We start from the raw sequence: 24442 nt of genomic DNA, 5'->3' as shown, positions 1-24442 counted from the left end.
AATGGGGCGTATGCCCTCCGTACTGCCCGATGGCGAGCCCGCGCCCGAGGACGGGGCCCTGCCCGCCGAGGCGCTGGCCGGGGCCGCCGGCCGCCCCCTCGGCTTCTACGCCCACGTCCCGTACTGCGCGACCCGCTGCGGCTACTGCGACTTCAACACGTACACCGCCTCCGAACTGCGCGGCACCTCGCGCGACGACTACGCCGCCACCTTCGCCGAGGAGGTCCGCCTGGCCCGCAAGGTGCTCGGCGACGATCCGCGCGAGGTCGAGACGGTGTTCTTCGGCGGCGGTACGCCCACGCTGCTGCCGGCGGCGGACCTGGGGCGGATGCTGGCGGCGATCCGCTCGGAGTTCGGCCTCGCGGCGGACGCGGAGGTGACGACGGAGGCCAATCCGGAGTCGGTCGATCCGGCGTATCTGGCGGAGCTGCGGGAGGCCGGGTTCAACCGGATCTCGTTCGGGATGCAGAGCGCGCGGGAGCACGTGCTGCGGGTGCTGGACCGTACGCACACCCCGGGGCGCCCGGAGGCGTGCGTGGCGGAGGCGCGGGCGGCGGGGTTCGCGCACGTGAACCTGGACCTGATCTACGGCACGCCGGGGGAGACGGACGACGACTGGCGGGCGTCGCTGGCGGCGGCACTGGAGGCGGGTCCTGACCATGTGTCGGCGTACGCGCTGATCGTGGAGGAGGGCACGCAACTGGCGCGGCGGATCCGGCGGGGGGAGGTGCCGCCGACGGACGACGACGTACACGCGGACAGGTACCTGATCGCGGAGGAGGCGCTGTCGGCGGCGGGGATGGAGTGGTACGAGGTGTCGAACTGGGCGGCCGCGGGGGGCGGCGCGGGCGCCCGGTGCCGGCACAACGAGCTGTACTGGACGGGCGCGGACTGGTGGGGCGCGGGCCCGGGGGCGCACAGCCAGGTGGGCGGGGTGCGGTGGTGGAACGTCAAGCACCCGGCGCCGTACGCGTCCGCGCTGGCGGCGGGCCGGTCGCCGGCGGCGGGCCGGGAGGTGCTGACGGAGGAGGACCGCAGGGTGGAACGGATCCTGCTGGAGCTGAGGCTGTCGGCGGGCTGCCCGGTGTCGCTGCTGCGCCCGGCGGGGGCGGCTGCGGCGGCCCGGGCGGTGGGGGACGGGCTGCTGGAGGGCGGTCCTTACGAGGCGGGGCGCTTGGTGCTCACGCTGAGGGGCCGCTTGCTGGCGGACGCGGTGGTCCGGGACCTGGTGGACTGAGGGTTCCCCGACCCCGCCCTTCCCGAAACTCAAGGGCCCCGCCCCCGAGACCCCGAGGCTGCGCCACCGGACCCGCTCAGGGCCGGGTGCTGGGGCAGTTTCGGGGTGGCGTCCGACGATCCCCGCACACCCACCCAAGGGTATGCGCCTGCTGTGACATCGCGGGTCCCGGATCCAGCCCCCAGTGCTGTGACCGCTAGGTTCGCGGGTCGGTGGTCCTGGCCTCATGCGGGCGAGGCGAGCATCTCCTGAAGGATGCGCTGCAGCTCGCTACGGTCCTGAGGAGTGATCCTCGCCAGCCTGCGGTCGTACTCCGCCGCGAGGGCTGCGAGTGCGCGGTCCCGTGCCTCTGCGCCCTCGGGGGTCAGTACGAGCCGGTGACGCCGCAGGTCCGCGTCGTCGATCTCGCGCCGGATGAACCCCTTGGCGACGAGGTTGCGGACGTAGACCGTCACGCTCGCTTTGGGCAGCAGCAGTGCCGCCGCGATCTCCGCTGGGTACGGCGACGCGGCCACCTCCGCCAGGACGAAGAACTCCTTCGTCTCCAGCCCGAGATCCGCCAGCTCGTCCGTGCAGGCATCCATCACGACACTCAGCAGCCGCTGGTTCAGCGTCCACAGCTCTGCCCCGTCGACTGCCATGCGAGCCCCTCATCCAAGTGGTACGATTCTGTATTAGTTCCAAGCTGTACCAGTAGCGGTTTTGTACTGGACATCTATGGAACAATAACCTCGCGAAGGGCGCCCTCCATGCTTCAGCACCTCACGATCCCGCGCGGACCGATCGAGCTCGCGGCCGACCTCCACCTGCCCGACAACGCCGACAGCGCCGCGCCGCTGCGCACCGTCGTGCTCTCCACACCCGGCAGCAGCGTGAAGGAGCAGATCGGCGCCAACTATGCGTCCCGCCTCGCCGCCCACGGCATCGCAGCGCTCGTCTTCGACCCGGCCCACCAAGGGCAGAGCGGCGGCGAGCCACGTGACCTGGAAGACCCGTACCGCCGCGGTGAGGACATCTCCTACGCCATCGACACGCTCCTCACGACCCCCGGCGTCGACCCGCAGCGCATCGGCGTCCTCGGCATCTGCGCCGGCGGCGGATACGCGGTACACACCGCCCGCACCGACCACCGCATCAAAGCGGTCGGCACGGTCGTCCCCGGCAACATGGGCACCTCGTTCCGCAGCTTCCAGCCCGACGGCCCGGCCGCCGCACTCGACGCCCTCGCCGACGCGCGCACCGAAGAGTCCCGCTCGGGCGGGCTCACCCGCGTGAACTGGCTGCCCGACACCCTGGAGGACGCCGCAGCAGCCGGTCTGACCGACATCGACACCACCCAGGCCCTCACCTACTACCGCACCGAGCGCGGCGGCAACGAGCACTCCACCAACCGCCGCCTCTCACGCGGCGACTCCCTCCTGCTGGGCTACGACGCATTCCACCTGGTCGACCAGCTCATGACCCAGCCACTCCAGGTCATCCTCGCCGGACGCATCGGCAACACCGGCTCCTACGAGGCGGGCATGGAGCTGTGGAAGCTGGCCCCCAACCCGGTCGACCTCATGGTGATCGACGGCGCCGGCCACTACGAGATGTACGACGAGCCCGAGTACGTCGACGCCGCCGTCGACCGGCTCACCGACTTCTACGTCAACAACCTGTAAGGCATCCAGCCGGACGAGCGGCGCGCGTCGTGGGGAAAAACTCGGCCCTCAGGAGCCGATTCGGGCCGGATCAGGGGGTGCGACCGCGGGTTACGGCCGGATTTCTCCGCCGAGGGTGCCGTGGGCCGGGGGCGGCGGTGGTACGCGCCCCGCCCGCCGGACCCATACGGCGGGCGGGGCGCTCCCCGGCCGGTCGTGAGTACCGTCGCCCGCCCCGGGGCCGCCTCGTGACCGCGGTCTGCCCCCGGCGGCCAGGAGCCGGGGGTTCAGTGGGGATTGCCGGCGGATGAGGACGTTGGCGTCGCTGACGGCCGACAGGTCGCCTTCCGCGCGCGCCGCGGTCCGGCCCTCTGCGAGCTTGGCGCACCGGCCGCAGCCGGGGGCAGGGGCGGCGTCCGGGGGAGGGAACACGTCGGGCAGGTAGACCGGATCGGCCATGGACGTAGGGCGCTTGGTGCTCACGACCGGCCCCTCCGTAAACGCGCGGCGGCGATCCGCCCGTGGCCCGGTTCCAGGTCGCTCTCGCCCGCCGTGGTGACGCAGTGGCCCCCTGCCCGGTGCACTGCCAGGCGGAGGATCGCCCTGTCGGCCCGGTCCCAACTGATGCGGTCCCACGTGTCCACGAGGCACACCGCGGGGCCGGCGGCCTGGCGCATGGTGTAGGTGAGCATCTGCCACTGCGCCCGCTGCCAGGCGCACAGCGCCTGGTCCCCGCGGTCCACCCACTCCCCGGCCACCACCCAGCCCTGCTCGGCGGCATACCGCCTGCAACGCGCTATGCGCTCGTCCAGGGCCGCGGTCGTCAGTGTGGCGTGCCGGTCGTAGATGAACGCCAGCGTGGGCCGGGGTGGGTGGGTGTCGGGTTTCTCCATCACGCTCGCCTGTCGTCGGTGATCAGGTCGTCACCGACCGTAGGAGCGTCTGGAGTGAGGCAGGGGCAGAAATCCTGCCCCTCGCATGCCCGTTCGTTACGCGGCCAGGAGCCCGACCTTCGTCGCGAGTGCGGCTGCGCGCCGCCTGCGCCTCGGGCTCTTGGCCTCGGACTCTTCGAGGATGATCCGGCGGGCGTACCCGTTGTAGCGGATCGTCTCTGGCGCCGCGGCGTTGGCCTTCTCCAGCGTCGCCAGGGCGACCTCGGGCTGGCCGTTGAGCTGGTAGCCGCGCGCCTCCTCGATGCGGTGCCGGGCCCGGCGCGGTTGGCTGGGGATGACGGTCGCGTCAGTCCGTGCGGCCTGCCGTACCGACTCGCCTCCGGCGTGCAGCTCCACGGCCACCGTGACCGCGTGCGGGCCCATGATGGCCGCCCCGAAACTGGTGACGGGGTGGTAGTAGCCGGCCGGGAGCCGTCCGGCCTTGGCGCGTGCGTCGTCCCAGTGCGCCCACGCCGTGCCGGATGCGCCCCGGCGGGCGGCGGTGTAGCCCATCTCGAAGTCGAGCGCACCGGCGATGGCCAGCACGCGGTCGTCGGCGGCGGGCAGCAGCGGGCGGAGGTAGTCGATGGCCGCGCGGTTGACGTCGTCGGCGGCGTCGAAGTCCCGCGGACCGGCGTCGCGGTGGGCCTGGGCGAGCAGCCAGGCGGCGGTGCCGATGGCGTGCGGGTCTTCGCTCTCCTGGGCGGCGACCATGCCGCGGTCGGCGACGCGCCAGAGCAGCGAGCTGTCGGGCTGGTAGGCGAGGAAGAACTGCGCCAGCGCGTACGTCTCGGCGAGCAGCGACTGCGCGCGGCGGCGTTCAGCGGCGGTCTCGGCCTGCCGCGTGGCCAGGTGCGCGTCCAGGATCAGGTCGGGCAGCAGCGCGCCGATGACGTCCCGGTGGTCGGGGGCGGAATGACGGGCGCTCCACGCATGGTCGAGGCGGGCCCGCAGGTGCGGGAGGCCCGGGGCCTCTCGGTCGCCGGGCAGCGGGAAGCGGTTGATGGCGTCGCGGACCGCGGGGAGCCTGGCGTGTCCCGGGCCGATGAACATCTCGACGCTCATGGACTGGTCGCCGGTGAGGTCGGCGAGATCGCGGACGCGCAGCAACTCGGCGATCCGCAGGATCATGGGCAGCTTCGGCAACTGGAGCTTTCCGGTCTCCACTTGCTTCACCCACGACGGCGACTTGCCGAGCAGCCCGCCCATGACGGGACGGCTCATACCGCGACGTTCGCGAAGGATCTGCATCCGCTGGCCGAACGCGAGTGGTTCCATGAGCGGGTCGGTGGCACCGTCTGATGACGTCACAGCCTTACCTCTTCTCTGCGGCTCGCCACTGCCAGGGTAGGAGGCGGGGCCGGTTCTGTGTGCGGTCGACCGCAAACAGTGTGTTACAGAGAGCGTGAGGAAACGCCGGCCGCTGCGGGCCTGGCCTCGCCTCGGAACCCCTCAGGAACCCGGCGCCGTGACGAAGTCGATCAGTTCCTCCACCCGGCCCAGCAGCGCCGGTTCCAGGTCGCGGTACGTCCGTACCGAGTCCAGGATGCGGCGCCACGCCGCGCCCGTGTCCGGGGGCCAGCCCAGTTCCCGGCAGACGCCCAATTTCCAGTCCTCGCCCCGCGGGATCCTCGGCCACGCTGCGATGCCCACCGACGCGGGCTTGACCGCCTCCCAGATGTCCACGTACGGGTGACCCACCACCAGCGCGTGGGTGCTCGTCACCGACTCCGCGATGCGCCACTCCTTCGTGCCCGGTACCAGGTGGTCCACCAGGACTCCCAGCCGGGCGTCCGGGCCGGGAGCGAAGGACTCGACCACCGACGGGAGGTCGTCCACGCCCTCCAGGTACTCGACCACCACGCCCTCGACCCGCAGGTCGTGGCCCCAGACGCGCTCCACCAGCTCCGCGTCGTGGCGGCCCTCGACGTAGATGCGGCCGGCGCGGGCCACGCGCGCGGTGTGGTCGCGGACCGCGATCGAGCCGGAGGCGGACAGGAGAGGGCCCGAGGACGACGCGGGGCGGCCCGGACGTACGAGCGTCACCACCCTGCCGTCGATCATGAAGCCCCGCGGCGTCAGCGGGAACACCCGGTGCTTGCCGAAGCGGTCCTCCAGGGTCACCGTCGGGCCCTCCGCGGTCTTCTCCGTGCGGATGACCGCGCCGCAGAAGCCCGTCGCCACCTCCTCCACCACGAGGTCCGGCTCCGCCGGCACCTCGGGGGCGGGCTGCTGCGGCTTCTTCCAGGGGGGCGTGAGGTCGGTGTCGTAGCGGCGCACGGAAGTGAGATTACGACAAGCGCCGCGCCAGCTCGTCGCGTTGGGCCCGTACGAAGTCCGCCCCGACCGCCGCCCCGTGCCCCGGCACGTACACCGCCCCGGAACCGCCCAGCTCCAGCAGCCGGTCCAGCGCCGCCGGCCAGCGGGCCGGGTCCGCGTCCCGGCCCGCCTGCGGGGGGCCCGACTCCTCGACCAGGTCGCCGCAGAAGACGACGGCCGGGCGGCCCGGGACGTAGACCGCCATGTCGTGCGACGAGTGCGCCGCGCCCAGCTCGGCCAGCAGCACTTCCCGGCCGCCCCCGAGGTCCAGCGGGTACGTGCCGGAGACCGCGTGCCGCGGGGCGACCAGGACGTCGACGGCCTCCGCCGCCGCGTCGCGGTTCAGCCCGTGGCGTACGGCGTCCGCGCGCAGCTCGTCCGCGCCGGCGCCGCGCAGGTGCGCGGCCATGCCCGCCGGGCCGTAGACCTCGGCGCCGGCGAAGGCGGCGGTGCCGAGCACGTGGTCGAAGTGCGGATGCGTGAGCGCGATACGGGTCACGGGACGGCCGAAGCGGTCCCGTACGGCCCGCCGCAGCTCCGCGCCCTCCCGCAGCGAGGCGCCCGTGTCCACGAGCAGCACGCCTTCCGCCCCGCCCACCGCGCCCGCCGTCGCGTCCCAGCGGGGCAGCCGGCGCCGCAGGACGTCCGGGGCGAGCTCTTCCCAACCGCCACCCATACCCCGACGCTATAACCTGACAGGCCGCCTTGCCCGGGCTGCCCTACCCGGCCGTACACTGGCCCGGAACCCTGGCACTCCCCGCCGTCGAGTGCCAGCGGCGGAACGACCGGACGGGACCCCGAGTACGGAGGTGGGCAGCATGCTCAGCGAGCGCCGGCTCGAAGTGCTGCGCGCCATCGTCCAGGACTACGTGGGCACGGAGGAGCCGGTCGGCTCCAAGGCGCTCACCGAGCGGCATCACCTGGGTGTCTCCCCGGCCACGGTGCGTAACGACATGGCCGCCCTGGAGGACGAGGGGTTCATCGCCCAGCCGCACACCAGCGCCGGCCGTATCCCCACCGACAAGGGGTACCGGCTGTTCGTCGACAAGCTCGCCGACGTCAAGCCGCTGAGCACGGCCGAGCGGCGGGCGATCCAGAACTTCCTGTCCGGCGCCGTCGACCTCGACGACGTCGTCGGGCGCACGGTGCGGCTGCTGGCGCAGTTGACGCGGCAGGTGGCGGTGGTGCAGTACCCGTCGCTGACCCGCTCGACCGTGCGCCACGTCGAGCTGCTCCAACTCGCCCCCGCGCGCGTGATGCTCGTGCTCATCACCGACACCGGCCGGGTCGAGCAGCGCATGATCGACTGCCCGGCGCCGTTCAGCGAGGACTCCCTCGCCGACCTGCGCGCCCGGCTCAACAGCCGCGTCGTCGGCCGCCGGTTCGCCGACGTGCCGCGGCTGGTCGCCGACCTGGCGGAGCCCTTCCCCGCGGACGACCGCGGCACGGTGCAGACCGTGCTGTCGGTGCTGCTGGAGACGCTGGTGGAGGAGACGGAGGAGCGGCTGATGATCGGCGGCACCGCCAACCTCACCCGCTTCGACCACGACTTCCCGCTCACCATCCGGCCGGTGCTGGAGGCGCTGGAGGAGCAGGTGGTGCTCCTGCGGCTGCTCGGGGAGGCGAAGGAACCGGGCGTGATGGTGCGTATCGGCCATGAAAACGACCACGAGGGGCTCACCTCCACCTCGGTCGTCTCCGTCGGATACGGTTCAGGCGGCGACACCGGTGAAGCCGTCGCCAAGCTCGGCGTGGTCGGACCTACCCGCATGGACTACCCCGGAACGATGGGAGCGGTACGCGCAGTGGCACGGTACGTCGGACAGATCCTGGCGGAGTCATAGTTGGCTACGGACTACTACGCGGTCCTCGGCGTCGGACGTGACGCGTCGCAGGAGGAGATCAAGAAGGCGTTCCGCAGACTCGCCCGCGAGCTGCATCCGGACGTGAACCCCGATCCGAAGACCCAGGAGCGGTTCAAGGAGATCAACGCCGCCTACGAGGTGCTGTCGGATCCGCAGAAGAAGCAGATCTACGACCTCGGCGGCGACCCCCTGTCGCAGAACGGCGCCGCGGCCGGCGGCTTCGGCGCCGGCGGCTTCGGCAACCTCTCCGACATCATGGACGCCTTCTTCGGCCAGGCGGGCCAGCGCGGGCCGCGCTCGCGCACCCGCCGCGGCCAGGACGCCATGATCCGGCTCGAAATCGAGCTGGAGGAGGCGGCGTTCGGCGCAACCAAGGAGATCCAGGTCGACACCGCGGTGGTCTGCGGCACCTGCAACGGCGAGGGCGCGGCGCCCGGCACGTCGGCGCAGACGTGCGACATGTGCCGCGGCCGCGGCGAGGTCTCGCAGGTCACCCGGTCCTTCCTCGGCCAGGTCATGACCTCCAGGCCCTGTCCCCAGTGCCAGGGCTTCGGCACGGTCGTGCCCACGCCGTGCCCCGAGTGCGCGGGCGACGGCCGGGTGCGCTCGCGGCGTACGCTCACGGTCAAGATCCCCGCAGGCGTCGACACCGGCACCCGCATCCAGCACGCCGGCGAGGGCGAGGTCGGCCCGGGCGGCGGCCCCGCGGGCGACCTGTACGTGGAGATCCGCGAGCTGCCGCACCCGATCTTCCAGCGCCGCGGCGACGACCTGCACTGCACGGTGACGATCCCGATGACGGCGGCCTCGCTGGGCACGAAGGTCAATCTGGAGACGCTCGACGGCCTGGAAGAGGTCGACATCCGTCCCGGTACGCAGTCGGGGCAGTCGATTCCGCTGCACCAGCGCGGTGTCACGCATCTGCGCGGCGGCGGCCGGGGCGACCTGGTCGTGCACGTGGAGGTCGAGACGCCGCAGAAGCTGGATCCGGAGCAGGAGCGGCTCCTTCGCCAACTCGCCCAGTTGCGCGGCGAGGAGCGCCCGCAGGGCCAGTTCAAACCGGGCCAGCAGGGGCTGTTCTCGCGGCTGAAGGACGCCTGGAGCGGCCGCTAGCTCCCCGGCCGGGGACCTCGCCGGGCCGCCGCCGTGCGGCCCGTGCGACGGGTGTTGCGGGTGGGACGCCAGCCGTCCCCAGGTGCGTGAAGACGCGCGGATTCCATGATCCGGCGCGGGCCGCCGGCGTCCGACCTGCATGACAGGATTGAGCCATGCCCACCGAGCTGAACGATCTGTTCACCTTCCCGATCGTGCAGGCGCCCATGGCCGGTGGCGCATCCTGCCCGCAGCTCGCCGCCGGGGTGCTGGAGGGCGGCGGCCTGGCGTTCCTCGCCGCCGGGTACAAGACGCCCGAGGCGATGTACGAGGAGATCCGCCAACTGCGGGCCGTCACCGACCGGCCCTTCGGCGTCAACCTGTTCATGCCCCAGCCCCCCTCGCCGCCCGACCCCGCCCAGATCGAGGCGTACGCGGAGCAGTTGGCCGGCGAGGCCGAGTGGTACGGCACGGCGCTGGGGGACGCCGAGGCCGGCACGGACGACGCCTTCGACGCCAAGGTGGCGATACTCCTGGACGAGCCGGTGGCGCTGGTGTCGTTCACCTTCGGCTGCCCCAAGGCGGCCGTGCTCGACGCCTTCGCCCGCGCCGGGACGTACACCGTCGTCACCGTCACCAACGTCGTCGAGGCGCGCCGCGCGCAGGCCGCCGGGGCCGATGCCGTGTGCGTGCAGGGCGTCGAGGCCGGCGGCCACCAGGGCGGCTTCCGCAACGATCCGCGGGACGACTACGTGGGCCGCGGGCTGCTCACGCTGCTCGCCGAGGTGCTGGAGGCCGTCGATGTGCCCGTGATCGCCGCCGGCGGGCTGATGCGCGGCGGGCAGATCGCCGCGGTGCTCTCCGCGGGCGCCGCCGCCGCGCAGCTCGGCACCGCGTTCCTGGTCTGCCCCGAGTCCGGCGCCAACGCGCTGCACAAGCGGGCCGTCACCGGGGGGGTGTTCACGCGTACGGAGCTGACCCGCGCCTTCTCCGGCCGCCCCGCGCGCGGGCTGGTCAACCGGTTCGTACGCGAGCACGGCCCGTACGCCCCCGCCGCCTACCCCCAGGTCCACCACCTGACCTCCCCGCTGCGCGCCGCCGCCGCCCGCGTCGGGGACCCGCAGGGCATGGCGCTGTGGGCGGGCCAGGGCTACCGACTGGCGCGGGAACTGCCCGCCGCGGAGCTGGTGGAGGTGCTGGCCCGGGAGCTGGCCGACGCGCTCAGCGGCACGACGAAGCCCACCGGCGACGCCTCGGGCGGCCTGCTGTGACCGCCCCGGTGTTCGTCGCCGAGCCCGCCGTGCTGGACGCCGCCCGCCCCGGCGCGGTGCTGGCGCTGACCGGGCCCGAGGGGCGGCACGCGGTGTCCGTACGGCGGCTGCGGGCCGGCGAGGACGTCGTGCTCACCGACGGCGCGGGGCGCGGCGCGTACGGCACCGTGGCCGGCGCGGAGGACCGCGACCGGCTGCTGGTGACCTGCGCCGAGGTGCGCGAGGAGCCGGTGCCGCGCCCGCGGCTGACTGTCGTGCAGGCGCTGCCGAAGGGCGACCGGGGCGAGCTGGCCGTCGAGACCATGACCGAGACCGGCGTGGACGCGGTGGTGCCGTGGGCGGCGGCCCGCTGCGTGACCCAGTGGCGCGCGGAGCGCGGGCGGAAGTCCCTGGCCAAGTGGCGCGCCACCGCCCGCGAGGCGGGCAAGCAGGCCCGCCGGCTGCGCTTCCCCGAGGTCGCCGGACTGCACTCGACGAAGGAGCTGCTGCCGCTGCTCGCGGGCGCGGCGTTCACGGCCGTGCTGCACGAGGAGGGCGCCGCGCCGCTGGCCGCCGCCACGCTGCCGGAGGAGGGCGAGATCGTGCTCGTGGTCGGCCCGGAGGGCGGGGTCGCGCCGGAGGAGCTGGCCGCGTTCGAGGGCGCGGGCGCGGGGGCGTACCGGCTGGGGCCGAGCGTGCTGCGCACCTCCACGGCGGGCACGGCGGCGGGTGCGGTGGTGCTCGCCGCGACCGGGCGGTGGTCCTGAACAAGCGGAGCGAGAGGTTCCGTGCGCCCGGATCCCGACCTTCCGCGCGCGGGAAACAGGGGGTTTTCCCAAGGTGTTCACAATTACGTCCCGATTCGTTCCGCCCCGGGACGGGGCGGGTACAGGACGAAGGTCACACCGCACCGCAAAGCGGTGGTGAGTACTGCTTCCGCATGATGGGATGATCGACGTGACTCAGCCTGCTTACCTGCGATTCCCGCACCTGCACGGCGACTTGATCACCTTCACGGCGGAGGACGACGTCTGGGCCGCGCCCCTCGACGGCGGCCGGGCCTGGCGGGTGAGCGCCGACAACATGCCGGTGGACCATCCGCGCATAGCCCCCGACGGAACCCGCGTCGCCTGGACCTCCACCCGCGACGGCGCCCCCGAGGTCCTCACCGCGCCCGTCGACGGCGGCGCGCCCGTCCGCCTGACGTACTGGGGCAGCGGCAAGACCTCCGTACGCGGCTGGACGCCAGACGGCGACGTGCTGGCGCTGACCACCCACGGCCAGTACTCGCTGCGCCGCACCTGGGCCCGCGCCGTGCCGCCCGACGGCGGCCCCGCGCACACGCTGCCGTTCGGACCCGTCGGCAACGTCGCGTACGGGCCCGAGGGCCGCGTCGCGCTGCTCACCACGGGCATGGGCCGGGAGGCGGCGTACTGGAAGCGCTACCGCGGCGGCACCGCGGGCCGGCTGTGGCTGCGCACCGCGCCCGACGCGGAGTTCACCCGCCCCGCCGAGCTGGACGCCGTCCTCGGCAACGCCGAGTACCCGCTGTGGGCCGGCGGGCGGCTGGCGTTCCTCTCCGACCACGAGGGCACCGGCGCGCTGTACTCCGCCGACACCGACGCCCCCGACGCGTACGCCGCGCTGCGCCGCCACACCCCCCTCGGCGGCTTCTACGCCCGCCACGCCGCCACCGACGGCACCCGCGTCGTCTACGCCAGCGCCGGCGAACTCTGGCTCCTCGAAGGACTCGACGAGGGCACCGAGCCCCGCCGCCTCGACATCCGCCTCGGCGGCCAGCGCACCGACCTGCGCCCCCGCCCGCTGCGCGCCCGCCACAACCTCGGCACCGCCCGCCCCGACCACACCGGCCGCGGCAGCGCCGTCGAGATCCGCGGCACCCTGCACTGGGTGACCCACCGCGAGGGCCCCGCCCGCGCGCTGGCATCCGAGCCCGGCGTACGGGCCCGGATGCCGCGGGTCTTCCGCGCCGAGGGCGCCGAGCACGTCGTGTTCGTCACCGACGCCGAGGGCGAGGACGCGCTGGAGTTCACCCCCGCCGCCGGCCGCGACGCCGGCGCCACGCCCCGCCGCGTCGCCGCCGGGCGCCTCGGCCGGGTCACCGGGCTGGCCGTCGCGCCGGACGGCAGCCGCGTCGCCGTCGCCTCGCACGACGGCCGGGTGCTCCTCGTCGAACGCGCCTCCGGCGACGTACGCGAGGTCGACACCAGTGCGTACGGCGACGCCGGCGGGCTGGTGTTCTCCCCCGACTCCGCCTGGCTGGCCTGGTCCCACCCCGGCCCCGGCGCGCTGCGGCAGTTGCGCCTCGCGACCACCGACGGGCTGGCCGTCGCCGAGGCGACGCCGCTGCGCTTCCGCGACTACTCCCCGGCGTTCACCGCGGACGGCAAGCACCTGGCGTTCCTCTCCGAGCGGGCCTTCGACCCGGTCTACGACAGCCACGTCTTCGACCTGTCGTTCCCGTACGCCTGCCGCCCCCACCTGATCACGCTGGCCGCCGAGACGCCCTCGCCGTTCGGCCCGCAGCGCCACGGCCGGCCCCCCGAGCGCGGCACCTCCGACGACGGCGACGACGCCGGCTCCGGCTCCGGCTCCGGCTCCGGCGACACCCCGCCGGTCACCCGCATCGACCTCGAAGGACTCGCCGACCGCATCCTGCCCTTCCCCGTCGAGGCCGCCCGCTACTCGACGCTGCGCGCCGCGGAGGGCGGCCTGCTGTGGCTCGTCCACCCGCTGCGCGGCGTCCTCGGCACCGACGCCGCGGGCCCCGAGGACGACGGGCCCACCAGCCGGCTGGAGCGCTACGACCTCGGCAAGCAGCGCGTCGAGGAACTCGCCGACGACGCCGAGGGCTTCACCGTCACCGGCGACGGCACCCGGATCCTGCTGCGCACCGAAGGCAAGCTGAAGGTCGTCCCCGCCGACCGCAAGGCCAGCCACCTCGACGACGGCGACGGGGACAACGTCACCGTCGACCTCACGCGCGTACGGCAGTTGCTCGACCCGGCCGCGGAGTGGCGGCAGATGTACGCCGAGGCCGGCCGGCTGATGCGCGACCACTTCTGGCGCGCCGACCTCGGCGGCGTCGACTGGGACGGCGTGCTGGAGCGCTACCGGCCGCTGCTGGAGCGCGTCGCCACCCACGACGACCTGGTCGACCTGCTGTGGGAGGTGCAGGGCGAGCTGGGTACGTCCCACGCGTATGTCATCCCCCCGGGCGGCGGGGCTCCCGCGGGCGCCCCGGAGCGGCGGCAGGGGCTCCTCGGAGCCGACATCACCCGCGGGGACGACGGCAGTTGGCGCGTCGAGCGGATACTGCCGTCCGAGACCTCCGACCCGCACGCCCGCTCCCCGCTGGCCGCGCCAGGCGCCGCGGTCCGCCCCGGCGACGCGATCGTCGCCGTCGACGGCCGGCCCGTCGACCCGCAGGCCGGGCCCGCGCCGCTGCTGGTGGGCTCGGCGGGCAAGCCCGTCGAGCTGAGCGTGCTGCCCGCCGACGGCGGCGACGTGCGCTACGCGGTGATCGTCCCCACCGCCGACGAGGAACCGCTCCGGTACCACACGTGGGTCGCGGGACGGCGCGCGTACGTGCGCGAAGCCTCCGGCGGCCGCCTCGGCTACCTCCACGTACCCGACATGCAGGGCCCCGGCTGGGCACAGCTCCACCGCGACCTGCGCGTCGAAGTCGCCCACGAGGGCCTGGTGGTCGACGTCCGCGACAACCGCGGCGGGCACACCTCGCAGCTCGTCGTGGAGAAGCTGGCGCGGCGCGTCGTCGGCTGGGACGCGGGCCGCGGGCTCCGGCCCGTCAGCTATCCGATGGACGCGCCGCGCGGTCCCGTGGTCGCGGTGGCCAACGAGTTCTCCGGCTCGGACGGCGACATCGTCAGCGCCGCGATCCGGGCGCTGGGCATCGGGCCGCTCGTCGGGCGGCGCACCTGGGGCGGGGTCGTCGGCATCGACAGCCGCTACCGGCTGGTCGACGGCACGCTGGTGACGCAGCCGAAGTACGCCATCTGGCTGGAAGGACCCGGCTGGGGCGTGGAGAACCACGGCGTGGAGCCGGACGTGGACGTGCAGCTCACGCCGGAGGACTGGGCGCAGGGGCGCGACCCGCAGTTGGAGACGGCGGTGCGGCTCGCGCTGGAGGAACTGGAGCGCAGCCCGGCGGCGGTGCCGCCGGAGGTGCCGGGTGCGGTACGGGACGCGCCGGAGGCGGCGTCCTCGGACCCGGCGTCCTCGGAGTCCCCGGCGGGGGAGTAGCGGCAGGGCACGGGTACGGGCCGCGGGGTACCATGCGGCCCGTACCGCCCGACTCGTACGAAGGAGGCCGGGAACATGGCCGGGGAGCCGCAGGCAGACTGCCTGTTCTGCAAGATCACCGCGGGCGAGGTGCCCGCGACCGTCGTCCGCGAGACCGCGACGACGATCGCCTTCCGCGACATCAACCCGCAGGCGCCCACGCACGTCCTCGTCATCCCCAAGGCCCACTACCCGGACGCCGCCGCCCTCGCCGCCGCAGAGCCGCAGCTCCTCGCGGACGTGCTGCGCGAGACCGCCGAGGTGGCGATCGAGGACAAGATCGACGTCACCGGCTACCGCGTCGTGTTCAACACCGGCGCGGGCGCCGGCCAGACCGTCTTCCACACGCACGCCCACGTGCTCGGCGGCCGCGGCCTGAACTGGCCGCCCGGGTAGCGCGGGCCGCCCGCACGTGGCCGCCCGCGAACTCGTCGTCCTCGGCACCGCCAGCCAGGTCCCCACCCGCCAGCGCAACCACAACGGCTACGTGCTGCGCTGGGACGGCGACGCGATCCTCTTCGACCCCGGCGAGGGCACCCAGCGCCAGATGCTGCGCGCCGGCGTGGCCGCGTACGGGCTGACCCGCGTCTGCGTCACCCACTTCCACGGCGACCACTGCCTCGGCCTGCCCGGCGTCATCCAGCGCATCAACCTGGACCGCGTCCCGCACCCCGTGACCGTGCACTTCCCGGCCAGCGGGGGGCACTTCTTCGAGCGGCTGCGGTACGCGAGCGCGTACCGGGAGACCGCGCGCATCGAGGCGGGGCCCGTCGAGGGCGACGGCGTGATCGCCACCACGCCCGCGTACACCCTTCAGGCCCGCCGGCTGCACCACCCCGTGGACGCGTACGGCTACCGCCTCGTCGAGCCCGACGGCCGCCGGATGCTCCCCGAGCTGCTCGCGCGCGCGGGCATCGCGGGGCCCGACATCTCGCGCCTCCAGCGCGAGGGCGTGCTGCGGGGCGTCCGGCTGGAGGAGGTCTCGGCGCCGCGCCGGGGGCAGCGGGTCGCCTTCATCATGGACACCGGTCTGTGCGAGGGGGTGTACGCGCTGGCGGAGGAGGCGGACCTGCTGGTCATCGAGTCGACGTTCCTGGGCGCGGAGACCGGGCTGGCCATCGAGTACGGGCATCTGACGGCGGCCCAGGCGGCGGGGGTGGCGATCGCGGCGGGCGTACGGCACCTGGTGCTGACGCACTTCTCGCAGCGCTATCCGGACCCGGCGGACTTCGCGCGGGAGGCGCGCGAGGCGGGGTACGCGGGGCCGCTGACGGTGGCGACGGACCTGGGCAGGGTGGCGGTGCCGGGGCGGCGCTGAGGGCGGCGGGGACGGGCGCGGAGGGCCGTTGTCAGTGGGCTGAGGCAGACTGAAAACAGTCGGACAAGTGTTCCGTTCTCGGTGCGGAGGCCCGGTGTGGAAGGAGGCGCTCACGTGACCACCCACCCGTCCGCTTCAGCCGTGTCCGCCGTGACGGCCGCATCGGCAGTGGCGGGCGTGGACCCGCTCACGCACGTGCGCGGCCCCGGCGACCCGGCCATCGACGTCTACCTGACGGGGACCGTCTTCCTGGACATCGTCTTCACCGGCCTGGACAGCGCCCCCGTCCGCGGCACGGAGTCCTGGGCCCGGGGCATGGGCTCCAGCCCCGGCGGGGTGGCCAACATGGCGACGGCCCTGGCCCGCCTCGGCCTGCGGACGTCGCTGTCGGCAGCCTTCGGCGACGACGTGTACGGCGACCACTGCCAGGAGGCCCTGGCCGGCGAGGGCGTCGACGTGTCCCTGTCCCGCACCTGCCGCGGCTGGCACTCGCCGGTCACCGTCTCCCTGGCGTACGACGGCGAGCGCACCATGGTCTCCCACGGCCACGAGGCGCCGCCGCCCGACGAGCCTCCGCGCTGCCCGCCGCCGAGCCGCGCCTGCGTCGCGTCCCTCGACCCCGGCCGCCGGCAGCCGTGGATCGAGCGGGCCGCGCTGCACGGCAGCCGCGTCTTCGCCGACGTCGGCTGGGACGACACCGGGCGCTGGGACCTGGCGGAGATACCGGAGCTGGCGCACTGCGAGGCGTTCCTGCCGAACGCGGTGGAGGCCATGCGCTACACCGGCACGGCCTCGCCGCGCGCGGCGGCGCACGCGCTCGCGGAGCACGTGCCGCTGGTGGTCGTCACGATGGGCGCCGAGGGGGCGTACGCGGTCGACGGGCGTACGGGCGAGAGCGCCGAGGTCCCGGCGATATCGGTGGCGGCCCTGGACACCACCGGCGCCGGGGACGTCTTCGTCGCCGGCTTCGTCACCACGTCGCTCGCGGGCTACCCGCTGCCCGACCGGCTGGCGCTCGCGGGGCTGACGGCGGCGCTGTCGGTGCAGGAGTTCGGCGGCTCCCAGTCGGCCCCGGGCTGGACGGAGGTGGCGGCGTGGTGGGAGCAGATACGCACGGTCGAGGAGCAGGATCCCCAGGCCCTCGCCCGCTACGCGTTCCTGGACGGCATCACGCCGTGCGCCCCCCGCCACTGGCCGCTGCGCCGGGCGGTCCCGACGATCGGTTTCCGCCCGGAGCGGGACGCCCCGTAGGGGGCCGGTTCCGGGTCCCGTCGTGCGCGGTCGTGCGGGCCGCGCTGCGCGCGGCCGCCGGGGCTGCGTGGCGGGGCCGGGTGCGGCCGGGCGCTCGGGAGAGCGTGGCGGTCCCAATCCCCACGCCGGGGACGCCGGTCGTACGGGTCGGGGCCGTGCGCTGCGCCGCTGCGGTCGTCCCTGCCGCCGGGGCCCGCAGAAAGCCCGCGGGCAGCGGTCCTGCGGACGCCCCCGCACGCCGGCGGGCTCCCGGTTCCCCTCAGGCCCGGGTCGTGCTGCGTACCTCACCGTCCGGGGCGGCCAGCAGGACCGGGGTGCCCGGACCGCCGAGGTCGCGGACGGCCGCGAGGTCCGCGTCCGCGGGACCCTCGGCCTCGGTGACGACCGCCGCCGCCTCCAGCGAGGTGGCGCCGCTGGCGACGGCCATCGCCACGGCGGTCTGCAGCGCGGTCAGCCGCAGCGAGTCCAGCGCCACGGTGCCCGCGACGTAGGTGCGGCCGGTCTCGTCCCGTACCGCCGCGCCCTCCGGCACGGCGTTGCGCGCACGCGTACTCCGGGCCAGCGTGACGATCTTGCGGTCTTCCGGGTCCAGCGAGCTGCTCTCGTTCATACCGGCGAGCATACGAACCCCGTACGGCGGCCGCTCAACGGGCCGCCTCCACCGCCTGCGTTGTCGTAGGCGCCTGTCAGGGTGGCGGCATGGACAACACGTACCGGATTCACGTCGTACACGCGGATGCCTCGGGAGGCCCGGTGCGCCTGCGGGTGCTGCTCGTGCACCATGAGCCGTGGTGGGACCGGACCATGCTGCTGCCGTCCGACCCGGGGTTCTTCCTGCAGGTGCTGCGGGAAGCGGCGGACGGCGACGCCGGCCGGCCCCGGGGGCCGTTGGCCGGGGAGGTCGGTGAGGCGCAGTTGCTGGACGCCGCGTTCGTCCGCGCCAACGCGCACCGGTTCGTCGCACGCGTCGAGCGCGTAGCCGTGCGCCATCATCCTGTCGACGACGCGCTGGCCGAGTACTACCGCAACGCCTACGACACCCTTGACCACCTGTACTACGCGGGGACGTTCAACGGCCGCTACCGCCCCGGCGAGCACGGCCCGCTGGAGGAACGCCTCGTCCAGGCGGAGTACGACGTCTGGCCCACCGACCCGCGCTGGACGCAGACGCTCCGGGCCGGCCAGTGCTGGGGCACCCGCGCATGGGGGCCGATCGCGCAGGCCGAGGCATCGGTGCGGCTCGGGTGGGTGCTGTGGGACGACGACCCCGAGGGGGCCGCCGCCGCGTTCCGCCACGCGATCGAACTCGAACACGGCGACCCGTACGCCAAAGTGGAGGCGCGTCTGCACCTCGATGCCCTGCTGACCGGGCAGGACCAGTACGCCGCACAGGACCAGGGTGCGGACGCACCCCTGGAACTGGCCCTCCGGCTCCACGCGGAGGGGCACGAGGAGGAAGCGCGGGCAGCCTACGCGCAGGCGGTCTCCCGGGGCGACTGCTCCATAGGCGGCGTTTTCCTGGGCGGCGCTTCGGTCATCGCCGAAGCACGCCGGCGGGCGGGTATGGAGAGCCCGGCCGAGTACGGGTACCGCCTCGCACAGGCAGGTGACCTGTCACGGGCGGCGGCGGAGCTGCGCAGGATCTACGACGACGGTTCTGCCCGGGTGGCCGCCTTCGCGCTGGCCCTCTGCGAAGGGGCCTTCGACCGGGCCGACGAGGTCTCGGGGGGAAGCCTCGAAGGAGACCTGGCGGGAACGTGGATGGGCCAGTTCGCGATGGACCTGGCCTTCGTGCACGCTCGCGCCGGCCATACCGACACGGCCCGCCGGCTGGCGGATCTGGCCGATGAGGGGCTCAACAGCGGGCCATTCCTGCACGCGTTGGCCAGCGGTTCGGCCCGCCCGGTGGAGCTGGCCGTGGAGAGGGGGACCGCCCTGGTCGACAAGATCGTCAACCCGGCGTGGGACGACGGCATCGAGGCGATCGTCGACGTGGCACGCGAACACCTCCCCGAGCTGGCCGTGTACGCCTGTCGTGCCCAGGCCGCTTGCGAGTCCGCGTACGGGCAGGAGGAGAACGCCGCCCGCTGGCGGGCGCGGCTGGCGCGCCTGGAAGCCACCGGTCCCTTCCACTGATCGCACACCGCCGGCCGTGCCGGCCGCGATGGCCGTGCCGGCCGCGATGGCCGTGCCGGGTGCCGCGGAGGCGCACGTAAGGAGGCGGCGCGGGGGAGGGGGCTACGCCCCTTCGTCCTGCTCCACCGGCACCTCCCGCACCGGCTCCACCAGCACCGTCACGATCTTGTTCCGCCGCCCGGCCGGCGACTCCGCCGTCAGCCGCAGCGCCCGCAGCCCCGGGTCGGAACCGTCGTGCGTGACGTCGACCTCCGCCGTCGCCCCCGCGATCGGCACCCGCCCCAACTGCTTGGCCAGCAGCCCGCCGACGGTCTCCACGTCCTCGTCGTCCAGCTCCAGGTCGTACAGCTCGCCCAGGTCGCCGATGTCCAGCCGGGCCGTGACCCGGAAGCGGCCCTCGCCCAGCTCCGCCGCCGGCGGCAGCTCCCGGTCGTACTCGTCGGTGATCTCGCCGACGATCTCCTCCAGGATGTCCTCGATCGTCACGATGCCCGCCGTCGACCCGTACTCGTCGATGACGACCGCCACGTGGATCCGCTGCTGCTGCATCTCCCGCAGCATGTCCGCGGCCTTCTTCGTGTCCGGCACGAACGCCGCCGGCCGCATCGCCGTCGACACCAGCTCCGACTCGGCCTCCCGGCTGATGTGCACCTTGCGCGCCAGATCCTTCAGATACACGACGCCGACGACGTCGTCCTCGCTCTCACCCGTCACCGGGATCCGCGAGAAACCGGAGCGCAGCGCGAGCGTCAGCGCCTGCCGGAGCGTCTTGTACCGCTCGATGGTCACCACGTCCGTCCGCGGCACCATCACCTCGCGCACCAGGGTGTCGCCGAGTTCGAAGACCGAGTGGACCATGCGCCGCTCCTCGTCCTCGATCAGCGACTCCTTCTCCGCCAGGTCCACCATCGCGCGCAGTTCCGCCTCCGAGGCGAACGGCCCCTGGCGGAAGCCCTTGCCCGGCGTCAGCGCGTTGCCCAGCAGGATCAGCAGCCGCGGCACCGGGCCCATGATCCGGGCCAGCGGCAGCAGCACGTACGCGGAGGCCGTCGCGGTCGCCACCGGGTGCTGGCGCCCGATGGTGCGGGGCGAGACGCCGATCGCGACGTACGAGACGAGGACCATCGCGGCGATCGCGACCGTCAGCGCCTCCCAGGTGCGGTCGAAATGGCGCAGCGAGGCGTACGTGACGAGGGCGCCCGCAGCCATCTCGCAGCCGACCCGCACCAGCAGCGCCACGTTCAGATAGCGCACCGGGTCGGACGTCACCGCCAGCAGCTTCGCGGAGCCGCGCCGCCCGGCCCGTACCGCGTCCTCGGCGGCGATCCGCGTCGTCCGCGCCAGCGCCGTCTCGGCGCACGACGCCAGCCAGCCGACCCCCACGAGCAGGACCGCCGCGGCGATCAGCCGGGCGGTCATCGCTCGGTGGGCGCCGGCGAAGGACCGGTCACGCCGCGCTCGGCGCGCCAGCCGTCGACGATCGCCTTCTGCAGACCGAACATCTCGGCCTTCTCCGCGGGCTCCTCGTGCTCGTAGCCGAGGAGGTGCAGCACCCCGTGCACCGTGAGCAACTGCAGCTCCTCGTCCATGGAATGCCCGGTCGGCGCCGCGGCACCCTGCCGGCGGGCGACCTCGGGACAGAGCACGATGTCGCCGAGGAGCCCCTGCACGGGCTCCTCGTCGTCCTTGGCGGGCGGGCGCAGCTCGTCCATGGGGAACGACATCACGTCCGTCGGCCCCGGCTCGTCCATCCACTGCACGTGCAACTGCTCCATCGCGGCGGGGTCGACGAGGATCACCGACAGCTCGGACAGCGGGTGGATCCGCATCCGCGCCAGCGCGTACCGGGCGACCCCGAGCACGGCCTCCTCGTCGGCCTCGACCCCGGATTCGTTGTTGACCTCGACGGACACGGGTCTAGGCCCTGCCGTTCCTGTCGTCGCTGTTCCTGACGTCGAACTTGTCGTACGCCTCGACGATCCGGCTCACCAGCTTGTGCCGCACGACGTCCTTGCTGGTCAGCGTGGAGAAGTGCACGTCCTGCACACCGTCCAGGATCCCCTGCACCTGCCGCAGCCCGCTCTTCGTCCCGCCCGGCAGGTCGACCTGCGTGACGTCACCGGTGACGACGATTTTGGAGTTGAACCCGAGCCGGGTCAGGAACATCTTCATCTGCTCGGGATTCGTGTTCTGCGCCTCGTCGAGGATGATGAACGCGTCATTGAGCGTGTTGTGCGTGAGCAAGTAGTCCTGCGTGACGTACAGCGAATCCTCCGCCGCCACCTGGATGCACACGGTCTCCTCGCGGCCCGCCGGCTCGATGCTGTCGATGAACCGCGTCGGACGGCCACCGCCTCCGGCGGCCTGGTACTTCTCGCGCTTGCGCGCGAGCCGGAAGGGCTCGATGCCTTCGGGGAGGCGGATGTCGACGATGTGCGCGTCGCGACGGTGGTGCACATCGCGGCCCCGTGCCCGCCCGGGCTTGCGGCCCCCGGCCGCCCGGCGACGCATGTAGGCGACGCCGCCCAGCGACTGCACGAGGGCGATGACGTCGTCACGGAGCAGGATCGACGCCGTCGTGTACTGAATGCGGCAGGTCCGGTCGGACTGGGTGACCGGTCCGCCGTCGCTGTCGAGCAGCCCCTGAAGCAGAGCCAGCCGGACCTCGGGGGTGTTGTAGAGGTAGTCGTCCGGGATGAACTTCGAGACGGAGCGTGAGCCGAGCAGGCCGAGTGCGCGCAGGTCCCTGGTGACAGGATTCGCCAGCGCGATGACGTCGCCGGGAGCGCTCTCGCGGTTGAGGACGTAGTCGGTCGGTCCTTTCCGCCGGACCTTAACGCCGGGCAGAGCCAGTTCCAGGGCCGAGACCAGCTCCGGATCGGCGGTGGTGAAGCCCGGCGTGGTGGTACCCGTGATGCAGCCGTCACCCAGCAGCAGACCCAGCGCGTACGGGTCCATCGGCACCTCGCGGGCCGGGAACTGCGCCGGTCCGGTCAGCGTCGGGAGCTCGTACCGGCGGGCGTGCGCGGCGCGCAGATTGCCGATCATTTCCTGGGTCTCCAGGACCCGCCAGGGCTTGTTGCGCCGCTTGTCCGAGGCCGTCCGGACCGTCCACAGGTGCTCGCCGCAGCACAGCGTCCACGAGCCGTCCTGCGCGGTGACGCGGTAGATGTCCCGCTCACCCTGGGGATACACCCCCAGCACCGGGGTTGGCTCGCCGTTCGAGCCGATCACCAGGTCACCGACCTGGAGGTCGCCGATGGGGCGCCAGCCATCCGGTGTGAGTACATTTGTCCAGATTGGCTGCGAACGGCCCCTCATGTATGCCAGGGGGGCGACCTCGATCGTGCCCGCGGCCATCAGGCGCGGGATCGAGTCCGGGTCCAGCATGTCGTGCAGCGCGTCGTACAGCGGGCGCAGGTACGGGTCGATCTTCTCGTACAGCGTGCCCGGCAGGAAGCCGAGGCGCTCGCCGGCCTCGACCGCGGGGCGGGTCAGGATGATGCGGTTGACCTGCTTGGACTGCAGGGCCTGGACCGCCTTGGCCATGGCGAGGTACGTCTTGCCGGTGCCCGCGGGGCCGATGCCGAAGACGATGGTGTGCTTGTCGATGGCGTCGACGTAGCGCTTCTGGTTCAGCGTCTTCGGGCGGATCGTCTTGCCGCGGTTGGACAGGATGTTCTGCGTCAGGACCTCGGAGGGGGCGTGGTGGCCGCCGGCCTCGTCGTCGCGGTCGGATTTGAGCATGGCGATCGTCCGCTCCACCGCGTCCTCCGTCATGGGGGCTCCGGTGCGCAGGACGAGCAGCATCTCGTCGAAGAGGCGCTGCACGAGGGTGACTTCCTCGGACGCGCCGACGGCACTGACCTCGTTGCCCCGCACGTGGATGTCGGTGCTGGGGAACGCCTTCTCGATGACCCGCAGGAGGGAGTCTCCGGAGCCCAGCACGGTCACCATGGGGTGCTTCGCAGGGATGGTGATGTGGGCGCGGGCCTGTCCCTCTTCGGGAGTGCGGCTTACGGGTGTCTGTGTCATGGGCCGGCCCTCGGGCCTGAATCTCATCCCACTTCTTCGCTCGCGGAACTGTGAGGAGGGCCCGCCGGACGGACCACGCCCGGGGTCCCGACGCCTGCTCCACACGCAGGCCCTGACGCCATCGTAACGGGGGGAGGTGCGGCTGTGGCCAGTGAGTTTCGAGGACGGTACGCCAGACGTGTGGAAGAGGAGCGGGTGGCCGCTCACGGGCTACCGCGGTACCGCGGTAGCCCGTGAGCGGCGGGGTGCCGTTACGCCGGCAGCGGAGCCCCCGGCGGCTCGGGCGGGACGTCGGGGGCGGGGCGGGCGGCGTCGGCCTGCGGTTCTGCGGGGGCGGGACGGGGGGTGGGATCGGGTACGGCGTCGGGGTCGTCGGGCGCCGGGTCGCGGCCGGCGGGGCGGCGGTCCCGGGGCTCGGGGGCGGGCGGCTGGTCGGCGGGCTGGTCGGCGGGCGGGGGTGGGAGGGCCTGGGCGCGCACGTACGCTTCGAGCGCGCGCGAAGGATCGATCGGCATGGCGAACTCCGGCTTGCCGCTGGCGTGCTGACGTGGGGGGCACGGGCAGCAGGGCAGGCGTCCGTCCGTACGCGGACGGGCCCGCCCCGCGGGCCCTGTCAGCAGCGCAGCACGGCGTAACGCGTCCGGGCGGCGGCGAGCACCGCCGCCTCCGGGGCGTACGGGCACCACGGGGAGCCGGTCTGCTCGGCGCCGCGGGGCATCCGGGGCGCGGGCCAGGCGGCAGCCGCCACGCGGCCGGCGTAGTCGGTGCGCCCGGCCTTCGCCGGCCGCGGCCCGCGCCGGGCGAGGGCGGGCGCCGGTCCTGTGTCCTCGCCGGGGGCCGCCTCGCCCGCGGCTCCGGCCGCCCCGGGGGCGGCGGAGGACGTGGAGAAGCCGTCCGCGGCGCTCGCGCGCTCGACGGCTCCGCCGGGCACCAGCAGCACCCCGAGGAGCAGCGCGAGCACGGCGCGCAGAGCGAGCCCGCGGACGAGCGCGGCACGGACGATCACGACTTCAGGTAACCATGGTGCTACGTTCCGTACAG

The 24442-nt window shown here is 73.7% G+C and carries 22 protein-coding genes; 11 read left to right on the top strand and 11 right to left on the bottom strand.

The window, feature by feature from the left end; translation table 11 throughout:
* Window positions 1–10 precede the first annotated feature (10 nt).
* Window positions 11–1237, top strand: a complete 1227-nt coding sequence (gene hemW / locus OG946_RS10465; protein WP_326795860.1) for a radical SAM family heme chaperone HemW — start codon at window positions 11–13, stop codon at window positions 1235–1237.
* 224 nt (window positions 1238–1461) lie between these two features.
* Here hemW and OG946_RS10460 read toward each other — a convergent pair whose 3' ends face one another.
* Window positions 1462–1878, bottom strand: coding sequence for a MarR family winged helix-turn-helix transcriptional regulator (locus tag OG946_RS10460; protein ID WP_326795859.1), 417 nt, complete (start codon window positions 1876–1878; stop codon window positions 1462–1464).
* A gap of 108 nt (window positions 1879–1986) precedes the next feature.
* On the opposite strand from OG946_RS10460, the gene OG946_RS10455 reads away from it, so the two are divergent.
* A complete protein-coding gene (locus OG946_RS10455) occupies window positions 1987–2901 on the top strand; it encodes an alpha/beta hydrolase (protein WP_326795858.1) in 915 nt (304 codons plus the stop codon).
* Between the two features lie 458 nt (window positions 2902–3359).
* On the opposite strand, the gene OG946_RS10450 is transcribed toward OG946_RS10455, so the two are convergent.
* The 4 genes from OG946_RS10450 to OG946_RS10435 form a co-directional block, all read right to left on the bottom strand.
* A complete protein-coding gene (locus tag OG946_RS10450) occupies window positions 3360–3773 on the bottom strand; it encodes a recombinase family protein (protein ID WP_326795857.1) in 414 nt (137 codons plus the stop codon).
* Between the two features lie 96 nt (window positions 3774–3869).
* Window positions 3870–5090 (bottom strand): helix-turn-helix domain-containing protein, encoded by a 1221-nt coding sequence (locus OG946_RS10445; RefSeq protein ID WP_326800203.1) that lies wholly within the window; start codon window positions 5088–5090, stop codon window positions 3870–3872.
* Window positions 5091–5264: 174 nt separating this feature from the next.
* The gene (locus OG946_RS10440; protein WP_326795856.1) at window positions 5265–6092 is read right to left on the bottom strand and encodes a DUF3097 domain-containing protein; all 828 of its coding nucleotides are present in this window, start codon (window positions 6090–6092) and stop codon (window positions 5265–5267) included.
* A 10-nt stretch (window positions 6093–6102) separates the two neighbouring features.
* The gene (locus tag OG946_RS10435) at window positions 6103–6807 is read right to left on the bottom strand and encodes an MBL fold metallo-hydrolase (RefSeq protein ID WP_326795855.1); all 705 of its coding nucleotides are present in this window, start codon (window positions 6805–6807) and stop codon (window positions 6103–6105) included.
* Between the two features lie 142 nt (window positions 6808–6949).
* Here OG946_RS10435 and hrcA point away from each other — a divergent pair, with 142 nt between their 5' ends.
* The 8 genes from hrcA (at window position 6950) to OG946_RS10395 (ending at window position 17230) form a co-directional block, all read left to right on the top strand.
* On the top strand, window positions 6950–7975 hold the full coding sequence (gene hrcA, locus OG946_RS10430; protein ID WP_326795854.1) for a heat-inducible transcriptional repressor HrcA: 1026 nt from the start codon (window positions 6950–6952) through the stop codon (window positions 7973–7975).
* Window positions 7976–9109: a molecular chaperone DnaJ gene (gene dnaJ, locus OG946_RS10425; RefSeq protein WP_047015746.1), complete on the top strand. Its 1134-nt coding sequence runs from the start codon at window positions 7976–7978 to the stop codon at window positions 9107–9109.
* 155 nt (window positions 9110–9264) lie between these two features.
* Window positions 9265–10359, top strand: coding sequence for a nitronate monooxygenase (locus OG946_RS10420; protein WP_326795853.1), 1095 nt, complete (start codon window positions 9265–9267; stop codon window positions 10357–10359).
* Window positions 10356–11105: a 16S rRNA (uracil(1498)-N(3))-methyltransferase gene (locus OG946_RS10415; protein ID WP_326795852.1), complete on the top strand. Its 750-nt coding sequence runs from the start codon at window positions 10356–10358 to the stop codon at window positions 11103–11105. Before OG946_RS10420 ends, OG946_RS10415 begins: the two co-directional genes overlap by 4 nt.
* 181 nt (window positions 11106–11286) lie before the next feature.
* On the top strand, window positions 11287–14622 hold the full coding sequence (locus tag OG946_RS10410) for a S41 family peptidase (RefSeq protein WP_326795851.1): 3336 nt from the start codon (window positions 11287–11289) through the stop codon (window positions 14620–14622).
* A gap of 75 nt (window positions 14623–14697) precedes the next feature.
* The gene (locus OG946_RS10405; protein ID WP_326795850.1) at window positions 14698–15057 is read left to right on the top strand and encodes a histidine triad nucleotide-binding protein; all 360 of its coding nucleotides are present in this window, start codon (window positions 14698–14700) and stop codon (window positions 15055–15057) included.
* 16 nt (window positions 15058–15073) lie between these two features.
* Window positions 15074–15979 carry a ribonuclease Z gene (locus OG946_RS10400; protein ID WP_326795849.1) on the top strand — a complete coding sequence of 302 codons (906 nt, stop codon included), beginning with the start codon at window positions 15074–15076 and terminating at the stop codon, window positions 15977–15979.
* A 141-nt stretch (window positions 15980–16120) separates the two neighbouring features.
* Window positions 16121–17230, top strand: a complete 1110-nt coding sequence (locus OG946_RS10395) for a carbohydrate kinase family protein (protein WP_442814601.1) — start codon at window positions 16121–16123, stop codon at window positions 17228–17230.
* A gap of 259 nt (window positions 17231–17489) precedes the next feature.
* Here OG946_RS10395 and OG946_RS10390 read toward each other — a convergent pair whose 3' ends face one another.
* Entirely contained in the window at window positions 17490–17852 is a 363-nt protein-coding gene (locus tag OG946_RS10390) for a cytidine deaminase (RefSeq protein WP_326795848.1), read from the bottom strand.
* A gap of 77 nt (window positions 17853–17929) precedes the next feature.
* Here OG946_RS10390 and OG946_RS10385 point away from each other — a divergent pair, with 77 nt between their 5' ends.
* Window positions 17930–19366 (top strand): hypothetical protein, encoded by a 1437-nt coding sequence (locus tag OG946_RS10385; protein ID WP_326795847.1) that lies wholly within the window; start codon window positions 17930–17932, stop codon window positions 19364–19366.
* A 102-nt stretch (window positions 19367–19468) separates the two neighbouring features.
* Here the strand turns inward: OG946_RS10385 and OG946_RS10380 are convergent, their stop codons facing one another.
* From OG946_RS10380 to OG946_RS10360, 5 genes are all read right to left on the bottom strand, one after another.
* Entirely contained in the window at window positions 19469–20785 is a 1317-nt protein-coding gene (locus OG946_RS10380; protein ID WP_326795846.1) for a hemolysin family protein, read from the bottom strand.
* Window positions 20782–21279, bottom strand: a complete 498-nt coding sequence (gene ybeY / locus OG946_RS10375; RefSeq protein WP_047015737.1) for an rRNA maturation RNase YbeY — start codon at window positions 21277–21279, stop codon at window positions 20782–20784. The genes OG946_RS10380 and ybeY overlap by 4 nt, the downstream gene beginning before the upstream one ends.
* Window positions 21280–21283: 4 nt before the next feature.
* A complete protein-coding gene (locus tag OG946_RS10370) occupies window positions 21284–23323 on the bottom strand; it encodes a PhoH family protein (protein ID WP_442814308.1) in 2040 nt (679 codons plus the stop codon).
* 329 nt (window positions 23324–23652) lie between these two features.
* The gene (locus tag OG946_RS10365; protein ID WP_326795844.1) at window positions 23653–23916 is read right to left on the bottom strand and encodes a hypothetical protein; all 264 of its coding nucleotides are present in this window, start codon (window positions 23914–23916) and stop codon (window positions 23653–23655) included.
* A 98-nt stretch (window positions 23917–24014) separates the two neighbouring features.
* Window positions 24015–24407, bottom strand: a complete 393-nt coding sequence (locus OG946_RS10360) for a hypothetical protein (protein ID WP_326795843.1) — start codon at window positions 24405–24407, stop codon at window positions 24015–24017.
* Window positions 24408–24442: the final 35 nt, after the last annotated feature.

It is taken from the genome of Streptomyces sp. NBC_01808, assembly GCF_035917395.1.
Lineage (GTDB): Bacteria > Actinomycetota > Actinomycetes > Streptomycetales > Streptomycetaceae > Streptomyces.
The sequence above is the reverse complement of the archived record's forward strand: the minus strand, read 5'-3'. Positions and strand labels throughout refer to the sequence as shown.